This window comes from Rathayibacter sp. AY1E8 (assembly GCF_002931415.1).
GTDB lineage: Bacteria > Actinomycetota > Actinomycetes > Actinomycetales > Microbacteriaceae > Rathayibacter.
The window spans coordinates 21,613-39,284 of record NZ_PSVI01000035.1 but is presented as its reverse complement, the minus strand read 5'-3'; the positions used below and the strand labels follow the sequence as shown (position 1 = coordinate 39,284).

Genomic DNA, 17,672 nt, shown 5'->3' with positions numbered 1-17,672 from the left:
CCGCTCTGGCACTCGCCCTGCCCGCGTAGGGTGGCCGCGGGAGGACCCATGCACCGTCGCGCCGCGCTCGCGAGCACCGTCGTTCTGCTCGGCGCCCTCCGCCCGGAAGACCACCTCTCCGGCCGTGTCTCGCACGACGACCGTGGGCGTCGAGCGGATGCCGGCGGCCTCGGCCTCGACGGGGTGGAAGGCCACGTCGCGCTCGCGGATCTCGGCGGCGGGGACGAGCTCCGCGGCACGCTCCAGCACCGAGCGCGCGGCATGGCAGGCGCCGCAGAAGGCGGAGGTGTAGAGCTCGACGATCACGACGAAGGGAACGCCGGGGCGCGGCCGGGGATTCCCGGGCACCGTCAGCGGAGGAGCCAGGCCTCGTTCATGGTCAGGGCCGCGTCGACGAGCTCGACGCGCTCCAGCTCCTCGACGTCGCTCAGGGGGAACCAGGCGGCGGCGTCCGTGGAGCCGTCCACCTCGTGCGTGAGCTCGCCGCCCACGATGCGGGCGCGGTACACGACGCGGATGGCGTGCAGGGGGCCGGCCTCGGGATCGCTGCGGCGGTGCGCGGGGATCACGTGCGAGTCCACGCCGATGAGGGCCTCGAGCTCGGCACGGTAGCCCGTCTCCTCGAAGATCTCGCGGACCGCGGCGTCGGCGGGCGACTCGCCCTCGTCGATCCCGCCGCCCGGAAGCGTCCAGGCCGACCAGGGGCCCTGGCTCCAGTGCGCGAGCAGCATCCGCTCACCGTCGATGATCACGCCGTACGCGGCGACCCGGATGTCCACCGCAGAAGCCTAACCCGGGCATGCGAAGGAGCCGGACCCCCTGAGGGGCCCGGCTCCAGCGACGAGAACGTCAGGAAGCGGTCGAGGCCGCGTTCTGCGCGGCGCTCTGCGGCTCGTCCTCGGCGACCCACAGCTCGTCGTCGGCGCGGAACGTCTGCCAGACGGCGTAGCCGATGCCGCCGACGGCGACCAGCGCGGCGCCGATCGCGAAGACCGTGCCGACCTTGTTCTTCTTCTTCGGGGGAGTGGTGAGCTCCTCCCAGCGCGCCTTCGAGATCTCGGCGAGCTTCGCGCGGTTCTTCGAGTCCTTGGCGGCCTCGAAGGCGGCGGCGGCCGTGCCACCGACAGCGGCGAAGGTCGGGACGACCTTGTGCTTGTAGGCGTGGCGGGCCGAGGAGTACGTGCCCTCGACGGCCGAGACGCCGTTGTCGTAGACCGGCTTGACGCGCGAGTCGTACGTGTCCTTCACGAAGGGGACGAGCTCCTTCTTGGCGTACTTCGACGCGTGGCGGCGGCTCTTCTCGAGCACGGAGGCCGCGTGCGCCAGCACCTCCTGCTGCTCGCCCCAGACCGCCTCGGCGTTCTTGCGAAGACGCTTGAGGTCCTTCTTGTGCTTACGTGACAGACCCATGTTGGTCCTCCATCGGCTACGAGCAGCGAACGCCTCAATACTGCCACTCATCGATCGGCGTCCGCATCGCGCACCCAGCGCATTGACACCGGGCGTTGCAGGGGCCTACAGACGCGCTGTGCGAGAATCCGAGCATGCCTTTGCACACCGCAGTCGCGACGTTCCACACCAACAAGGGCGACATCGTCGTCAACCTCTACGGGAACCACGCTCCCAAGACGGTCCGCAACTTCGTCGGTCTCGCGACCGGCGACATCGAGTGGACCCACCCCGCCACGGGTGCGAAGACGAAGGAGCCGCTCTACAACGGCACCGTCTTCCACCGCATCATCCCCGACTTCATGCTCCAGGGCGGCGACCCGCTCGGTCAGGGCATCGGCGGCCCGGGGTACCAGTTCGACGACGAGATCAACTCGGAGCTCGACTTCACCCAGCCCTACATCCTCGCGATGGCGAACGCCGGCAAGCAGGCGGGCCGCGGCACCAACGGCTCGCAGTTCTTCATCACCGTGGCGCCGACCACCTGGCTCCAGGGCAAGCACACCATTTTCGGCGCCGTCGCCGACGAGGAGTCGAAGAAGCTCGTGCAGTCGCTCTCGGCGGTCCCCACCGACGGCCGTGACAAGCCGCTCGAGGACGTCGTGATCGAGAGCGTCGAGATCACCGAGGTCTGATCGCCTCATCCACCACTCATTCGAGGGCCGGGTCCGTCAGGGCCCGGCCCTCGTTCTCCCCGGAGGCACGTCCGTGACCCAGGTCCCGCCGAGCAGCACCTACTCCTGCTACCGACACCCCGACCGGCAGAGCTTCGTGCGCTGCCAGCGGTGCGGCCGCACCATCTGCGGCGAGTGCCAGACGCCCGCTCCGGTCGGCGTGATCTGCCCGGACGACATGGCGCAGCAGCGCGCCACCGCGCCGCGCACCCGCGGTCCCCTCCTCTCCCGCGTGCGGGCCATGACCCGTGCCGACCAGCCGACGGTGACCTACGCGATCATCGCGCTCTGCATCGTGCTGTGGATCGTCGAGATCCTCCCCTTCGTCGGCGGGCCGGCGGTCAACGCGCTCCTGTACGCCCCCGCCTACACGCTCCCCGGCTTCGGCGCCGGCTTCGAGCCGTGGCGGATGCTCACCTCGGTGTTCCTCCACAGCACGTCGCTCTTCATCGTCATCCCGTTCCACCTAGTGCTGAACATGTACACGCTGTGGGTGTTCGGCATGGTGCTCGAGCGGATGCTGGGCCGCGGGCGCTACCTCACCCTCTTCCTCCTGAGCGGGTTCGCCGGGTCGGTGGGCGTCCTGCTCCTTGCGAACCCGCTGACCCCGGTGATCGGCGCCTCCGGTGCGATCTTCGGGCTGATGGGCGCGTACCTGGTGATCCTCCGGCACCTGGGCGGTCAGGCGTCGCAGCTGCTGGTGCTGGTCGGACTGAACCTCGTCATCGGCTTCCTGCCCGGGATGAACGTGGCGTGGCAGGCGCATGTCGGCGGTCTGGTGGCGGGCGCGCTCATCGGGTTGGTCTTCACGAAGACCCGGCAGCGCGCCCAGCGGCGCACGCAGAACCTCCTCGTCGGGCTCATCGGAGTCGGACTGGTGGCGATCACCGCCGGCGCCTACGTCCTCGGCTGATCCCCCCTCCCGCAGCGGCGGGTCCGGCAGTGCCTCGCGCACTCCCGGGCCCGCCGCTTCGTCGTTCCCGCGGCGACCGTCTCCACCGCTGTCCACAGGTGCTCTCAACAGGTGGGGAGGAAGTTATCCACAGAGTTGTTAACACTGGGGAGAACGTCCCGGGTGTCCTCCTCGGGAGGACGATCCGGGGACGGCGGCGCGTCCGAGGACCGGCGGACTGGTGCGGATCCGGGGCCTCCTCACCTCGAGCAGGCCAGCGCGGCGGGGACCGCGGAGTTCTCCACAGGAGATTCCACAGCTGGGGATAATTACAGCGGTGTAGTTCTCCGACGGACGGCCACCAGGGCCGTCGCCTCACGGTCGTCGTCGCGGTGCAGCGAGGTGGCGAACCCGGCCGCCTGGAACGCCGAGGCACTCGCCGCGGCCTGATCCGCGCCGACCTCGATCACGACGACGCCGTGGGGTGCGAGCCACGCCCCCGCCTCCTGAGCGATACGGCGGTGCAGGGCGAGCCCATCCGACCCGCCGTCGAGCGTGAGCATCGGCTCGTGCACCCGGGCCTCCGGCGGCATGAGCGCGATCGCCGCGGTGGGGACGTAGGGGGCGTTGACGACCACGACGTCGATCCGCTCGCGCTCACTCCGGGGGAGCGCGTCGAAGAGGTCGCCCTCGTGGACGTCGGCGCGGCCTGCGAGCGTGCGGCGCGCGCAGGCGACGGCGGCGGGGGAGAGGTCGGCCGCGAGCAGGCGGACGTCCGGCCGCTCCTCCGCGATCGACCGTGCGAGGGCGCCGGATCCGCAGCAGAGGTCGAGCACCACGGCGCCGTCCGGGAGGACCTCCAGGGCGCAGTCGACCAGCCACTCGGTGCGCACGCGGGGCACGAAGACGCCGGGTGCGACGGGGACGCGCAGGCCGCGGAAGGCGACCCAGCCGAGGATCTGCTCGAGGGGTTCGCCCGTCTCGCGGCGTCGGAGCAGCAGCTCGAGGTCGGACGAGGAGTCGGCGGCCTCCTCGAGCAGGCCCGCCTCCTCCTCGGCGAAGACGCAGCCGGCGGCGCGCAGACGCTCCACCGACGACGAACGCCCCGTCGGCGGACCGGACGGGGCGTCGTTCACGACTGGGGGAGGCTCAGCGCCAGCGCGTCGTCATCAGGAAGCCGATGAACGCGATGCCGAAGCCGATCAGGATGTTGAGGTTGCCGAGATCGGGGATCGGCAGGGTGCCCTGGCTCACGTAGAAGACGATGATCCAGGCGAGTCCGAGCAGCATGAAGCCGAACATCACCGGCTTGAACCAGACCGGATTCGGTGCGTTCTCGCCGGTCCGGGCCTCGTCGCGCTCGGGCTTCGGGCTCTTCGTCGCTCGTGCCATGCCGACCACTGTACCGGGCGGAGGCTCCGGGCCGGGAGCGCTGGGGCTGCGCGGGTGCTGTGCGGACTCGCGGAGCGGCCGGTGCGGGCGCTCGAGTGGTCCCCTCGGCCCTCCTCAGGCGGCGACTCGGGAGGGCTCTCCACAGGTCCGGATCATGCGCCACAGCCGGTCACGGCTCGCGCCTAGACTCGTCGCATGACCGCCCAGAACTCCGACGGGGCGGCTCTGCGGCCGCGAGCGAAGCGACGGAGGGCCCGCCCGGTCCGACGACTCTCGTTCTTCGGAGTCGTCGGCGAGCTCCTGATGACCGTCGGCGTCCTGATCCTGCTCTTCCTGGCCTGGCAGCTCTGGTGGAACGACGCGGTGATCGCGGGCCGGCAGACGACGCAGGCCGCGGAGCTCCGCGAGACCTGGGGCGACTCCTCTCCGGCACCGCAGCCGACCGAGGCCGCCCCGGCGGAGCCGGTCGTCGCGTCGGTCGCCGCCCTCGACACCTCCTTCGGCAACCTCTACATCCCGCGATACGGCGAGGGGTGGGTGCGCACGATCGCCGAGGGCATCGACGCCGAGAACGTGCTCGACGAGGGGAGCATCGGCCACTACCCCGGGACGCAGATGCCCGGCCAGGCCGGCAACTTCGCGCTCGCCGCGCACCGCAGCGCGTACGGCGGAGGCATGCACTTGATCGACGAGCTCCAGCTCGGCGACCCGATCTACATCGAGACGGCGGACGGCTGGTACACCTACCGCTTCCGCAACCTCGAGTACGTCCAGCCCTCCGACGTCCAGGTGATCGACCCCGTCCCGTGGACTCCGGACGCGGCTCCGACCGACCGCCTGATCACGCTGACGAGCTGCAACCCGCTCTACTCGACGGCCGAGCGGATCATCGCGTACGGCGTCTTCGACTCGTTCCAGCCGCGGTCCGCAGGCGCCCCCGCCGAGATCGCCGCCTCTCTGGCTCAGGAGGGCTGACCGTGTACGCAGCGCTGTGGCGGCTCCTGCCCGGGCCGTGGTGGGTCCGGCTCCTGATCGTCCTCGTCCTCGTCGCGGCGGTCCTGGTCGCGCTCGACGAGTGGGTGTTCCCCTGGGTGCAGTCGCTCGTGCTCGACCGGAACGTGACCGTCGGCTCGTGACCGCCGGCGCGGCCCCGCGGATCCTGGTCGTCGACCACCACGACAGCTTCGTCTTCACGCTCGTCTCGTACCTCCGCGAGCTCGGTGCCGAGGTCGACGTGGTCGAGGGCGACGACCTCGGCACGACGGCGCTCCTGGCTCGCGCGGAGGAGGCGGACGGAGTCCTGGTCTCACCCGGGCCGGGCCGTCCCGGGGACGTCCCCGCGTCGACGGCGCTCGTGCAGCGGGCGGAGGCGACCGGGCGGCCGCTGCTCGGAGTCTGCCTCGGCCACCAGGTGCTCGCCCACGCTCTCGGCGCCCGCGTCACGGAGGCGCCGGAGCTGCTGCACGGCCGGACGTCCGCGGTCCTCCACGACGGAGATCCGCTCTTCGACGGCCTGCCCTCCGGATTCGCCGCGATGCGGTACCACTCGCTCGCGGTCGACGGTGAGAGCCTTCCCGAGGAGCTGCGGGTGACGGCGCGGACACCGGAGGGAGTGGTCATGGCCGTCCGGCACCGGAGTGCTCCGCTCGTGGGCGTGCAGTTCCATCCGGAGTCGGTCCTCACCGAGGGCGGGCGGCGCCTTCTCGAGAACTGGCTGCGCGAGGTGAGGCCGGGCGGAGCGTCCGTATCGGCCGACGACACGCCCGGACTCTCGATCCCGGCTCGATGAATTGGAATTCGCCGGGCTTATCGGGCTCGTTATCGAGTCGAGAGCATTGAGAATGATCAGTGTCGGTCGTCCCCCGAACGGGGATGAAGCCCTGAGCGCGTTCTCACGCAGAAAACCGCCATGTGACGGCTAACTGGTCGTGCGCTGAGGAGTCCGCCCTGACAGGGTATGAGCGCGACCTTGTCCACCCCCTTGCGCACCCCCCGATCAGGTGGCGGGATTTGACGGGCTCCCGGCGGAGGATGCGGCCCCTTTTCCCTGCATAATCAGAGGGCGTCGACAGGGGGTCGGCGCCACAAGAGAAGTCCGGGGGGACCAGATGGTCGCATCGATCTCCTGGGCTTTCTCGGGAATCCGAGAGCTCGAGAATCTCGGACCGCGCATCGTCGTCAAACCCGGCACCGTTCCGAGCATCACCGGTTCGGGATTCGGCACCGCCGATCTGAGCGTCGTGCTGATGACGGTCTCGCCGCTGCGCGTCCTCCGCGGGACGTGGCCGGCCGACGACACCTCCTTCCTCACTTTCAGCTTCCTCATCGACGGCTTCGTGCGCATGGTCGCCCCGGACCGAACGGTGCTGCTGCGTCCGGGCTCGATCTCGTACCAGCAGGGGACGACGACGTTCACGACCGAGTCGACGACTCCGGCCACGATCCTCCACCTCTCGCTGCGCGCCGACGAGATGCGCCGCTACGGCTTCGACACGTCGGCCCCGGTCTACGCGCTCGACCCCGACGCCCGGTCCACCCGCGCCGCATACGCCTTCACGACCGCCTTCGCCCTCGCGGCGGAGTCCGGGACGGGGCTGCCCGGCGAGGGCGAGGTCACCGGCTTCGCCCACGTTGTCAAGCAGCTCCTCACCAGCGCGTTCCTCGCGGCGGCGAGCTCGCAGCCCGGCACCACGAGCGTGCGCGCCGCCACGCTCGGGCGCGCGCGCACGGTCATCGACCGGACGCACCGCACGCCGCGCTGCACCCCGGAGGCGGTGGCCGACGCGGTCAACGTGTCCACCCGCTCCCTCCAGCGGCTCTTCGAGGACGCGGGCACCACGGTCGCGAGCGAGATCGAGCGCTCCCGGGTCGCCAGCGCCGTGGAGCTCCTGCGCCGCCGCCCGCGGGAGGTCCCGCTCGAGGCGATCGCCGCCGCGTCCGGATTCTCCTCGGCGGACCACCTCCGCCGTGCGCTCAAGCGCCGCGAGGGGCTCACCCCGAGCGACATCCGCGGCAGGATCGCACGCCCCGCGGACGGATCGGCAGCGGGCGAGGTCGTGCGGCTCCAGCCCCCGCTCGCCGACGCACGCCGGGCGTAGCGGTTCACCTCGGGGCAGTCGGCCCCGTGGAGCATCGAACCCGACGAGCGACGTCCGGACGAGCCCTTCTCGGCGCGCAGAGCAGCGGCCCGGCCTCCACCGGGCACCGTCGGCCGACGCCGCAGCCGCAGCGGGCCGCAGGCCGGGTCAGCCCGCGCAGTAGCCGAGCTGGACGGTCGATCCCTGCGGGACGTCGCCCGGAGCCAGGGACTGGGTCGTGATGGGCGGGTTCGCCCGGGTCGCGTCGCAGGTCTCGTCCGGGACCTCGACCCCCACGAGCTGCAGCTTCTCGGAGGCGAGGGTGGCCAGCGCGCTGCTGAGGGACGTCCCGACGAGGTCGGGGAGCGTGACCTGGCCGGAGGAGACGGTGAGGTCGACCGGCGTGCCCGGGGCGACCTGCTGGCCCGCTCCGGGGGAGGCGGAGAGCACGACGTCGCCCGGGACGGTCGGCGAGTTCTCACGGGTCTGGGAGCCCTCGACGAAGCCGACGGCGGTGAGCGCGTCGATGGCCTCGGCGAGGCTCTGCCCGACGGTGTCCGGCACGGCGACGGGCTGCGGACCCTGGGACACGACGATGCGGATGACCGTCTCGGGCGCGACGATCGTGCCCGAGCCTGGATCCGTGCGGATCACCTCGCCCTCGGGGACGGTCGAGCTGTACTCCGCGACCTGGCTCGGCACGAGATCGAGCTCGGTCAGGGTCGACTGCGCGCTGTCGTAGGTGGTCTCGGTGAGGGTGGGGACCTCGCGCGACTGCGACGGCAGCGTCGACGCGGGCTGGAGCGTCAGCACCCAGATCACGAGTGCGGCGACGATCACGGCCAGCACGACGATCGAGGACCAGATCCAGAGGACCGGCGGGCGGCGCTGGGTGCGGACGATCGAGTTGTCCTCGGCCAGCTGGCGGAGGGCGAGCTCGGAGTCGTTGACTCCGCCCTGGCTGCGGGCCGCGAAGAGCGAGGTGGTCAGCTCGTCGATCGGGCGGTGGTCGGGGAGGCGTCCGGCGGCGGCGTCGCGCAGGTCGTCGCGGAACTCCGCAGCTCCCTGGAAGCGCTCGTAGCGGTCCTTCGACAGTGCGCGGGCGACGACCGCGTCGAGTGCTGGGGTGACGGCCGGGTTGATGGAGCTCGGCGCCGGCGGCGTCTCGCTGACGTGCTGGTAGGCGACGGCCACCGGGGTGTCGCCGCGGAAGGGCGCACGGCCGGTGAGGAGCTCGAAGAGCACGATGCCGGCGGAGTAGAGGTCGCTGCGGGCGTCGACCTGCTCGCCCTTCGCCTGCTCGGGGGAGAAGTAGGCCGCGGTGCCGAGGATCGCCGTGGTCTGAGCGACCGTGGCGGCGGAGTCGGAGACGGCGCGGGCGATCCCGAAGTCCATCACCTTCACCTGGCCCGACGGGGTCAGCATGATGTTGCCGGGCTTGATGTCGCGGTGGACGACGCCTGCGCGGTGCGAGTACTCGAGGGCGGTGAGGATGCCCTCCGTGATGCGGACGGCCTCGTCCACGTCGAGGGGGCCCTCGGCGATCAGGTCCTTGAGGAGGCGGCCCTCGATGTGCTCCATGACGATGAAGGGCCGGCGCGACTCGGCGCCGTTGTCGTCGAGCGAGACCTCCTCGCCCGCATCGAAGACCCGGACGATCGTGGGGTGCGACATGCGCGATGCGGACTGCGCCTCCTGGCGGAACCGCAGGCGGAAGGCGGAGTCGGAGGAGAGGGAGAGCTTCAGCTCCTTGATGGCGACGGTGCGGCCGAGCCGGGTGTCGGTGCCGAGGTACACCTCGGACATCCCGCCGCGGCCGAGCCGGGGCCCGACCTGGTACCGTCCCGCGATCAGGCGACCCTCATCCGTCACGCGCACGCTCCCGCCCTGTACTTCCGTGTGGTGCGGCCCCGAGGAGCCACGGCAAGTGTACCTATGGGCCCCTGGTGTTCCCGGCGGGGGCGCGACGCGACGGCCGCGAGGCGCCGGGCCGGAGCGGTGCCCCGGCCCGGCGCGCCGCCGCTACTCGGAGGGGGTGGGCGTCGAGGTGGCCTTCGAGGTGGGGGTCGGCGCCGGGGTCGGAGCCGGTTCCTCGACGGTGACGGAGAGGGTGGGCGAGGCCGCCGACTCCGACTCGCCGCAGAGCACGGTGTACGTGACGTCGATCGTGCCCGCCGTGGTGCCGGCCTGGATCGTCGCGGTCGTCGAGTTCGACGGGTTGGTGCTCGTCACGCTCGCGCCCTCACCGGTCGCGGTCACCCGGTAACCGCTCACGGAGGTTCCGCTCGGGCACTGGTTGTAGTTGCTCCAGGTGACGTTGAACGTCGCGCCCGCCTCGACGCTGGAGGCGGCGGGGGTGACGGTCGGCACGGCGGTCGGTGCGTCCGGGGTCGCGACCTCGGTGAAGACGGAGACCTCGATGGTCGTGCCCTTCACCACGTTCGCGGTGGGGTTCACGTCCTCGACGAGTCCGACCTGCTCGGCGGTGGGGGCGCTCGGACCGTCCGCGCGGCGGACGCCCATGCCCAGGGCCTCGAGCTCGGTCTCGACGTCGTCGAAGGAGCGCCCGACGTAGTCGGCCTTGTCGATGACGACCGTGTTCGAGGTCGGCGTCGGCGTGGGACTCGGAGTCTCGGACGGCGTCGGCGACGGGGCCGTGCTGGTCGGCGCGGTGGGGGAGGCGGCCGGGTCGCTGCTCCCGCCGGTCGTCAGGGCGAAGATCGTGCCCGCGATGACGACGGCGAGGATCACGATGAGGGCGATCAGCGGCCAGGTCCAGGGGCTGCGGCGACGCGGCTCCTCGGCCGGCTCGAGCGGCTCCTCGATCGGCACGAACGGAGCGGCGGCCGCGGCCGCGGGCGCGCCGGAGGGCAGCACCGTGGTCGCCTGCGTCGCGCCCTGGTTGGAGGGGAGGACCGTGGTCGCCTGCGTCGTGGGGAGGTCGCTGAGGACCGCGGGGACGGCCAGCGCCGCTCCTCGCACGTCGCCCGAGCGCAGCGCCTGGGCCGCTCGCGCGAGGTGCGCGGCGGTGGCGGGGCGGTCGGCCGGCTTCTTGGCGATGCAGGAGTAGACGAGGTTGCGCACCGGCTCCGCGACCGTGACCGGCAGCTCCGGCGGGGTGTCGTTGATCTGCGCCATCGCGATGGCGACCTGCGACTCGCCCGTGAAGGGGCGGCGCCCGGCCAGGCACTCGTACGCGACGATGCCCAGCGAGTAGATGTCGGTGGCGGGGGAGGCGGGCTGGCCGCTCGCCTGCTCCGGGGACAGGTACTGGACCGTGCCCATGACCTGCCCGGTCGCCGTCAGCGGGACCTGGTCGGCGATGCGCGCGATGCCGAAGTCGGTGATCTTGACGCGGCCGTCCGGCGTGATGAGCAGGTTGCCCGGCTTCACATCGCGGTGCACGAGGCCCGCGGCGTGCGCGGCGTGCAGGGCGAGCGCGGTCTGCGCGACGATGTCGAGGACCTTGTCGGTCGAGAGGACGCGCTCGCGCTCGAGGACGGTCGAGAGCGCCTCGCCGGGGACGAGCTCCATGACCAGGTAGGCCGAGCCGTCCTCCTCGCCGTAGTCGTAGACGTTGGCGATGCCCTCGTGGTTGACCAGCGCCGCGTGGCGGGCCTCGGCGCGGAAGCGCTCGAGGAAGCCGGGGTCGCCGAGGTACTCGTCCTTCAGGATCTTGATCGCGATGGTGCGGCCGATGACCAGATCGGTCGCCTGCCACACCTCTCCCATGCCGCCGATGGCGATCCGGGACTGCAGCTCGTAGCGTCCTCCGAAGGTGAGGCCTGTCGTGGGTCTCATTTGTTCAGCACCGCCTCTAGTACCTGTTGTCCGATGGGTGCGGCGATCAGGTTGCCGTACCCGGTCTGGCCGAGCCCTCCACCGTTCTCCACGAGCACGGTGATGGCGTACTGCGGGTCGTCCGCAGGCGCGAAGCCGGTGAACCAGAGGGTGTACGGGTCGTCCCCGCCGTTCTCGGCGGTGCCGGTCTTACCGGCCACAGTGACGCCCCCTATTGTTGCATTCGTCGCCGCGCCGCCCTGGACGCTGGCGACCATCATCGCCTCGACGGCGTCCGCGGTCTGCGTGCTCACCGCCCGGCCGAGCGACTTCTCCTGGAACTGCTGCAGCACGCTGAGGTCCTGCGAGCGGATCGAGTCGACCAGGTTCGGCTGCATCACCTCGCCGCCGTTCGCGATCGCCGCGGAGACCATGGCGATCTGCAGCGGCGTCGCGCGCACCTCCCACTGCCCGAAGGCGGTGAGGGCCGTCTGGGCGTCGTCCGTCTTCGTCGGGTAGATGCTCGCCTCGACCGACATCGGGATCTCGAGCTCGGTGTCGAAGCCGAACTTCTCGGCCTGCGAGCGGATCGCGTCCGCTCCCAGCTGCACGCCCATCTCGGCCATCGGGACGTTGCAGGAGAGCGAGACGGCGGTGGCCAGCGTGACCGTCTCTCCGGAGCCGCAGAGACCGCCTCCGGAGTTGATCACCTGCGACGAGGAGCCGGGCAGCGTGTACGACTCGACGTTGGGGAAGCTCGAGTCGGCGGTGAAGCGGCCGGACTCGAGGGCGGCCGAGGCCACGACGAGCTTGAAGACGGAGCCGGGCGGGTTGAGCGAGCCGCCGATGGCCCGGTTCACGAGGGGCTCGGAGGAGTCGTCGTTCAGCGCCCGGTAGGCGGCGAGGACGTCGTCGGTGTCGTGGGAGGCCAGCGCGGTGGGGTCGAAGGTGGGCTTCGAGACCATCGCGAGGATGCGGCCGGTGGCCGGCTCGGTCACGACGACGGCCCCCGTGTAGTCGCCGAGCGCGTCGAAGGCGGCCTGCTGGGCGACCGGGTCGATCGAGAGCTCGACCGACGCGCCCTTCGGGTCCTGGCCCGTGACGAGGTTGTTGATCTCGTCGAAGAACTGCGAGTTCGAGGTGCCCGAGAGGTAGTCGTTGAGCGTGCGCTCGATGCCGGTGGTGCCCTGGTTCAGGGTGAAGTAGCCGGTCACGGCGGAGTAGAGCGGGCCGTTCGCGTACTGCCGCTGGAACTTGTAGAGGTCGTCCGACGGCGTCGAGGAGGCGATCGGCTGACCGCCGGCGAGGATCGCACCGCGCTCGGTCGAGAAGCTCTCGTAGAGGGTCCGCGTGTTGCGGCCGTCCTCGTCGAGGGAGTCGGCCTGGATCACCTGGATGGTGGTGGTGGAGAGGAAGAGGGCCACGAACATCGTCAGCACGACGAGGCTCACCCGTTTGAGTTCTCGGTTCATCGACGGATCACACCACCAGACGAGGCTGACTGCGGACTGTGTCGGACAGGCGCAGCAGCACCGCCACGATCATCCAGTTCGCCACGAGGGAGGAGCCGCCGGCGGCGAGGAACGGCGTGGTCAGGCCGGTCAGCGGGATGACGCGGGTGACGCCTCCGATGACGATGAAGCACTGCAGGGCGATCACGAACGAGAGGCCGACTCCCAGGAGGCGCCCGAAGTCGTCCTGCCCGGCGAAGCCGATGCGGAACCCGCGCGAGACCAGCAGGAGGTAGAGGCCGAAGATCGCGAAGAGCCCGGCGAGGCCCAGCTCCTCGCCGAGGCTGGCGATGATGTAGTCGGACTGCGGGACCGGCGTGAGATCCGGCATCCCCTGGCCGAGGCCCGTGCCGAGCAGCCCGCCGTGCGCGAGGCCGAAGAGGCCCTGCACGAGCTGGTAGCTGCCGCCCGGATCCGCCCCGTAGCGCTCGGCGCTGAAGGGCTCGAGCCAGTTGGCGAAGCGGTTGCCCACGTAGTCGAGCGTCTGGCTCGCCAGCAGCGCGCCGCCGAGGAACAGGCCGACGCCGATGAGGACCCAGCCGGTGCGGCCGGTCGCGACGTAGAGCATGACCAGGAACAGGCCGAAGTAGAGCAGCGCCGTCCCCAGGTCGCGCTGGAAGACGATGACGCCCATCGTGACCGCCCAGACCACCAGGATCGGGCCGAGGTCGCGCAGGCGCGGGAAGCGCATCCCGAGGACGGTGCGGCCCCCCATCGAGAGGGAGTCGCGGTTGCGCACGAGGTAGCCGGCGAAGAAGACCGCGAGGGCGATCTTGGCGATCTCGCCGGGCTGGAAGCTCGCCACGTCGCCGATCCCGATCCAGACGCGCGCGCCGCTGACCTCGCGGCCGATGAAGGGCAGGAGCGGCAGGAGGAGCAGCACGATCGCCGCGAACCCGGCGACGTAGGTGTAGCGGAACAGCACGCGGTGGTTGCGGATGACCAGCAGCACCACGATCGCCGCCACGACGGCCAGGGCGCTCCAGAAGATCTGCCGCACCGCCACCGACTCCCAGCCGGTCGCGCCGTCGGCGATGTCGATCCGGTAGATCTCGGCGACGCCCAGGCCGTTCAGCACGGTGGCGATCGGGAGGAGGAAGGGGTCGGCCGCCGGGGCCGCGAAGCGCAGCACGACGTGCACGGCGAGCACGAGCGCCGAGAGGCCGGCGCCCAGCGAGACCAGCGTGGTGTCGATCGAGCCGAGGGCGCCGAGCTGCACGAGCACGATCGCGCCGGCATCGATGAGGCACGCGCCGATCAGGAGCAGGAGCTCGAGATTGCGCAGCTTCTGGCGGAAGAAGCCCTGCCGCTCGGGGGCGGGGCGGGCGGTGGCCGTGGCGGCGTCCGTCATGGTGCTCCGTTCGCGTCCGTGAGGCGCTCGACGATGTCGACCGCGCCGGCGTAGGAGTCGGCGCTGATCGTCTGCTCCAGCTGCTCGACGTCGTAGGCGCGGAGGGAGTCGAGCGGGATTCCCGTGTCCTCCTTCACCTCCGAGAGCGAGAGCGGGCCGACCGACTGCTGGATGCCCTGGTAGATGATCACGGTGTCCCCGTCGGTGCCGACGTAGAAGCGCGACTGCGTCCAGTCGTAGGCGAAGAGGATCCCGAGGAATCCGATGATGAGCACGAGGGACAGGCCGACGAGCCAGGTGATGCGGCGGCGCAGGTGCCGGCGGCGGTCCTCCTCGATCAGCTCGTCGAGGTAGTCCTCGGACGCGGGCTCGAAGTGGGTGGGGCCCTGCGCGGCGGGAGCCCGGGTGTGCAGGCGGAGGCCGGGGATCCGGACGCGGTTCTGCGAGTCGTCGGTGCTGAAAGGCGTGGGCGCGGCGGCGGATCCGACGACCACCGGCTCCTCCACGGGGGCGAGGATGCGCGCGGTGTCGCCCGCCCCGGGGATGTCGAGGACGACGACGGTGACGTTGTCCGGGGCGCCGTGCGAGAGGCTGTCGCGGATCAGGCGGTCGGCCACCTGCTGCGCGGTCTCGTCGCGGCTGAGCTCCTTGAGGATCTCGTCGTGCGGGACGACGCCGGAGAGGCCGTCGGAGCAGATCAGCCAGCGGTCGTGCGGCTCGGTCTCGAGCGTGAGCGTGTCGATCTCGGGGTTGGTGTGCACGTCGCCGAGGACCCGCATCAGGACGGAGCGGCGCGGATGCGTCATCGCCTCCTCCTCCGTGATGCGGCCGGAGTCCACGAGGCGCTGCACGAAGGTGTGGTCCGTCGTGACCTGCTCGAGCCGGCCGTCGCGGAGGACGTAGATGCGGGAGTCGCCGATGTGCGCGATCGCCACCGACTCGCCGACGCGGGCGATCGCGCTGACGGTGGTGCCCATGCCGGTGAGCTCGGGGTGGTCGACGACGGCGTCGGCCAGCAGGGTGTTGGCCGCCAGCAGGGTGCGCTTGAGCTCGTCCTCGGCCTCGTAGGTGGAGGCGTAGACGCGGTCCGCCTCCGCGATGCGCTTGATCGCGATGGAGGAGGCGACGTCGCCGCCCGCGTGGCCGCCCATGCCGTCGGCGACGACGAAGAGCTGCCGGCCCGCGTAGCCGGAGTCCTGGTTGTTCGAGCGGATCCTGCCGACGTGCGAGACGGCGGCGCTCTCGCGCACCGCGCCGTGGCCGGAGGCGCTCTCCGGAGTGGGGGCCACGCGCTACGACCGCCGCAGTTCGAAGGTGGTGGTGCCGACCTTCACGGGCGTGTCCAGCGGCACCTTGGTGGGCGCGCCGACGCGGCGGCCGTCGAGGAAGGTGCCGTTGGTGGAGTCGAGGTCCTGGATCATCCACTCGTCGTTCCAGAGGAGAAGGCGCGCGTGGTGGGTCGAGGTGTAGTCGTCGCGGATGACCAGCGTCGACTCCGCGGAGCGGCCGATCGTCAGCGGGTCGCCGGTCAGCTCGAGCTCGGTGCCCCGCTTGGGGCCCGAGGTGATCACGAGGCGCTGCGCCGTGTGGACGGTGGCGGCGCCTCCCTGCTCGGCGCGCTCGGCGGCGGCCTCGCGGCTCCTCCGGGCCGAGGGGGCCGACGGGGAGGCGGGCTGCGCGGGCGCGGGAGCCGCGGCGGCCGCGGCGACCACGGGCTGGGCGGCCGTCACGAACGGGGCCTCGGGGGACGCGGCCTGCGCGCCGGGCGGCAGCTTGCGCACGCGCTGCCCGAACAGGTCGGAGCGCAGCGCGTAGACGATGCCGAACACGAAGAACCACAGCAGCGCGAGGAACGCGATGCGCAGCAGGAAGAGAGTGAGCTCGCTCATAGCCGGTCGTCCCAGAATCCCTCGGAGCCGCGTCCGGCTGCCCTGCCGGACGACGGACGGTCGGTGCGTGCGGGCGCGGAGCCCTGCACGACGCGGTAGACGATCGAGGTGCGCCCGATCGTGATGGTCTGCTCGGGGGCCAGGGGCGCCTGCGTGACGGGCCGGCCGTCGAGCTTGGAGCCGTTCGTGGACCCGAGGTCGTGCACCTGGGCACGGGAGCCGTCCCAGAGGATCTCGACGTGCTTGCGGGAGGTGCCCGAGTCGTCGACGGTGATGTCGGCGTCGCTGCCGCGGCCGATGACGGTGCGCGCCTTCGTGATCGGGTGGCGACGGCCGTCGATGTCGAGGACGGGCGTGTAGGCGACGGTGCCCTTCACGCTGCGGGAGTCGACCTCGACCATGCCGTCGCTGAGCGCCGGATCGACGGCGAGGGAGATGTCGATCGGGCCGGGGAAGCGGAAGCCCTGCTTGGTGGCGTGCTCGGTGGCGACCGTGGTGAGCTCGTCGATCAGGGTGGCGCCGAGGCGCTGCATCCGGTCGAGGTCGGTCGCGGACATCCGCAGGACCAGGCTGTTGGGGACGAGGATGCGGTCGCGACTGACCACGGCGGCGGAGGTGTCGAGCTCCCGGCGGAGGGCGGAGGCGAGCTCGACCGGCTGCAGACCCGACTTGAAGGTCCGCGCGAACGCGCCGTTGACGACGCGCTCGAGTCCCTTCTCGAAGTTGTCCAGTATGCCCACAGTCTTCCGATCTTCCGGTTCTTCGCCTTCTCGGCGGTCGCGCACGGATCGAGATGTCTGCGCGCCCGTCGCCGCTTCCTCTTCTTGGTCTGCGCCGCGCACGGCTACGGGCATGTTACTGGGATGGTCTGGATGCGCGATCCTCCGCAGTGGTTTCGCGGCAGGAGTGCCGTGTGCGCGCTCTCACCGGGGCGGCTCGGCGGCGGCTCCCGGGGGAGCGGCGGCCCGGGACGGTGAGCGCCGGTTCGGCTCGGGGGCCGGGGGATGCTACGATTTCTCGTCGGCGCTTCGGTGCCGCTGGTGAGCGCGAGTGGCGGAATAGGCAGACGCGCACGGTTCAGGTCCGTGTGCCCGAAAGGGCGTGGGGGTTCAACTCCCCCCTCGCGCACCAGAGTTCACGAGAACCGGAGTTCGAGAGAACCGGGTTCGAGAGAACCAGAGGAGAAGCCCCCGATCGGATGTCCGGTCGGGGGCTTCTCCCGTTCCCGGGTGCGGTGCGCCGCGGGGCGGGCTCCTGTCGTGTTGTTCTCGCGGGCGGCGTCCCGCGGAGGGGCGGTGTTCACCGGGAGGTCGGCGCGAGGTCGTCCGGCGCGGGCACGCTCGCGGAGTGATCGCCCTCCGTGCCGACGTGTCCGCCCTCGATCCGCGGGCGCTGCCCGAGCTGCTCCGACGCCTCCGCCGGCACCGGAGCGTGCAGGTGGGGGAGCGCCAGTGGATCGCGGTGCTGCCCGGATCGGGCCCGGTGCTGCTGACCTCCGGCGACCGGCTCGTGCTCGAGCTGCTGATCGAGCGGCGCGCGCTGCTCCCCGTGGTGATCGACGCGCTCGAGGCGGAGCTGCGCAGCGGCGGCTTCCGCGAGCGGATCGCGCTGAGCTGGAGCACGCCGGACACGGTGCCCGTGCCGCTGCGCTGACGAG

Annotated in this window: 19 protein-coding genes and 1 tRNA gene; 8 read left to right on the top strand and 12 right to left on the bottom strand. The window is 71.4% G+C overall.

Features of this window, described 5'->3' with window-relative positions; all coding sequences use genetic code 11:
• The 3 genes from C5C74_RS11480 to C5C74_RS11470 all read right to left on the bottom strand — a co-directional run.
• The coding region (locus C5C74_RS11480) for a thioredoxin family protein (protein ID WP_258064154.1) at positions 1 to 348 on the bottom strand (348 nt) is incomplete at its 3' end.
• A 2-nt stretch (positions 349 to 350) separates the two neighbouring features.
• On the bottom strand, positions 351 to 779 hold the full coding sequence (locus tag C5C74_RS11475; protein WP_104222671.1) for an NUDIX hydrolase: 429 nt from the start codon (positions 777 to 779) through the stop codon (positions 351 to 353).
• A 70-nt stretch (positions 780 to 849) separates the two neighbouring features.
• The gene (locus tag C5C74_RS11470; RefSeq protein WP_104255643.1) at positions 850 to 1,410 is read right to left on the bottom strand and encodes a hypothetical protein; all 561 of its coding nucleotides are present in this window, start codon (positions 1,408 to 1,410) and stop codon (positions 850 to 852) included.
• A gap of 134 nt (positions 1,411 to 1,544) precedes the next feature.
• Here C5C74_RS11470 and C5C74_RS11465 point away from each other — a divergent pair, with 134 nt between their 5' ends.
• Together C5C74_RS11465 and C5C74_RS11460 are read left to right on the top strand one after the other, a co-directional pair.
• Positions 1,545 to 2,084 carry a peptidylprolyl isomerase gene (locus C5C74_RS11465; RefSeq protein WP_104222669.1) on the top strand — a complete coding sequence of 180 codons (540 nt, stop codon included), beginning with the start codon at positions 1,545 to 1,547 and terminating at the stop codon, positions 2,082 to 2,084.
• A gap of 73 nt (positions 2,085 to 2,157) precedes the next feature.
• Positions 2,158 to 3,036 carry a rhomboid family intramembrane serine protease gene (locus C5C74_RS11460; protein WP_104222668.1) on the top strand — a complete coding sequence of 293 codons (879 nt, stop codon included), beginning with the start codon at positions 2,158 to 2,160 and terminating at the stop codon, positions 3,034 to 3,036.
• Positions 3,037 to 3,344: 308 nt separating this feature from the next.
• Here the strand turns inward: C5C74_RS11460 and C5C74_RS11455 are convergent, their stop codons facing one another.
• Both C5C74_RS11455 and C5C74_RS11450 read right to left on the bottom strand, forming a co-directional pair.
• A complete protein-coding gene (locus tag C5C74_RS11455; protein WP_181134694.1) occupies positions 3,345 to 4,151 on the bottom strand; it encodes a putative protein N(5)-glutamine methyltransferase in 807 nt (268 codons plus the stop codon).
• A gap of 13 nt (positions 4,152 to 4,164) precedes the next feature.
• On the bottom strand, positions 4,165 to 4,407 hold the full coding sequence (locus tag C5C74_RS11450; protein ID WP_104222667.1) for a cell division protein CrgA: 243 nt from the start codon (positions 4,405 to 4,407) through the stop codon (positions 4,165 to 4,167).
• A gap of 195 nt (positions 4,408 to 4,602) precedes the next feature.
• Between C5C74_RS11450 and C5C74_RS11445 the strand changes: the two genes are divergently transcribed.
• From C5C74_RS11445 to C5C74_RS11435, 4 genes are all read left to right on the top strand, one after another.
• Positions 4,603 to 5,382, top strand: coding sequence for a class E sortase (locus C5C74_RS11445; protein WP_104351567.1), 780 nt, complete (start codon positions 4,603 to 4,605; stop codon positions 5,380 to 5,382).
• 2 nt (positions 5,383 to 5,384) lie between these two features.
• The gene (locus C5C74_RS17470; RefSeq protein WP_167299010.1) at positions 5,385 to 5,543 is read left to right on the top strand and encodes a hypothetical protein; all 159 of its coding nucleotides are present in this window, start codon (positions 5,385 to 5,387) and stop codon (positions 5,541 to 5,543) included.
• On the top strand, positions 5,540 to 6,196 hold the full coding sequence (locus tag C5C74_RS11440) for an aminodeoxychorismate/anthranilate synthase component II (RefSeq protein ID WP_104262581.1): 657 nt from the start codon (positions 5,540 to 5,542) through the stop codon (positions 6,194 to 6,196). The genes C5C74_RS17470 and C5C74_RS11440 overlap by 4 nt, the downstream gene beginning before the upstream one ends.
• A 319-nt stretch (positions 6,197 to 6,515) precedes the next feature.
• The gene (locus C5C74_RS11435) at positions 6,516 to 7,505 is read left to right on the top strand and encodes a helix-turn-helix domain-containing protein (RefSeq protein ID WP_104222664.1); all 990 of its coding nucleotides are present in this window, start codon (positions 6,516 to 6,518) and stop codon (positions 7,503 to 7,505) included.
• Between the two features lie 147 nt (positions 7,506 to 7,652).
• Here C5C74_RS11435 and pknB read toward each other — a convergent pair whose 3' ends face one another.
• The 7 genes from pknB to C5C74_RS11400 form a co-directional block, all read right to left on the bottom strand.
• Entirely contained in the window at positions 7,653 to 9,356 is a 1,704-nt protein-coding gene (pknB, locus tag C5C74_RS11430) for a Stk1 family PASTA domain-containing Ser/Thr kinase (protein ID WP_104222663.1), read from the bottom strand.
• A 150-nt stretch (positions 9,357 to 9,506) separates the two neighbouring features.
• Positions 9,507 to 11,285, bottom strand: coding sequence for a serine/threonine-protein kinase (locus C5C74_RS11425; RefSeq protein ID WP_104222662.1), 1,779 nt, complete (start codon positions 11,283 to 11,285; stop codon positions 9,507 to 9,509).
• Positions 11,282 to 12,736, bottom strand: coding sequence for a penicillin-binding protein 2 (locus C5C74_RS11420; protein WP_104222661.1), 1,455 nt, complete (start codon positions 12,734 to 12,736; stop codon positions 11,282 to 11,284). Before C5C74_RS11420 ends, C5C74_RS11425 begins: the two co-directional genes overlap by 4 nt.
• A gap of 7 nt (positions 12,737 to 12,743) precedes the next feature.
• Complete coding sequence (locus tag C5C74_RS11415; RefSeq protein ID WP_104222660.1) at positions 12,744 to 14,126, bottom strand: FtsW/RodA/SpoVE family cell cycle protein; 1,383 nt, start codon at positions 14,124 to 14,126, stop codon at positions 12,744 to 12,746.
• Positions 14,123 to 15,415 (bottom strand): Stp1/IreP family PP2C-type Ser/Thr phosphatase, encoded by a 1,293-nt coding sequence (locus tag C5C74_RS11410; RefSeq protein ID WP_244230547.1) that lies wholly within the window; start codon positions 15,413 to 15,415, stop codon positions 14,123 to 14,125. Before C5C74_RS11410 ends, C5C74_RS11415 begins: the two co-directional genes overlap by 4 nt.
• A gap of 3 nt (positions 15,416 to 15,418) precedes the next feature.
• Positions 15,419 to 16,015, bottom strand: coding sequence for an FHA domain-containing protein (locus C5C74_RS11405; protein WP_104255650.1), 597 nt, complete (start codon positions 16,013 to 16,015; stop codon positions 15,419 to 15,421).
• The gene (locus C5C74_RS11400) at positions 16,012 to 16,755 is read right to left on the bottom strand and encodes a DUF3662 and FHA domain-containing protein (RefSeq protein ID WP_104225775.1); all 744 of its coding nucleotides are present in this window, start codon (positions 16,753 to 16,755) and stop codon (positions 16,012 to 16,014) included. Before C5C74_RS11400 ends, C5C74_RS11405 begins: the two co-directional genes overlap by 4 nt.
• A gap of 304 nt (positions 16,756 to 17,059) precedes the next feature.
• Between C5C74_RS11400 and C5C74_RS11395 the strand changes: the two genes are divergently transcribed.
• Positions 17,060 to 17,146 (top strand) — tRNA-Leu (locus C5C74_RS11395).
• A 216-nt stretch (positions 17,147 to 17,362) separates the two neighbouring features.
• Positions 17,363 to 17,668, top strand: a complete 306-nt coding sequence (locus tag C5C74_RS11390; RefSeq protein WP_104351566.1) for a hypothetical protein — start codon at positions 17,363 to 17,365, stop codon at positions 17,666 to 17,668.
• The last annotated feature ends 4 nt before the right edge of the window (positions 17,669 to 17,672 follow it).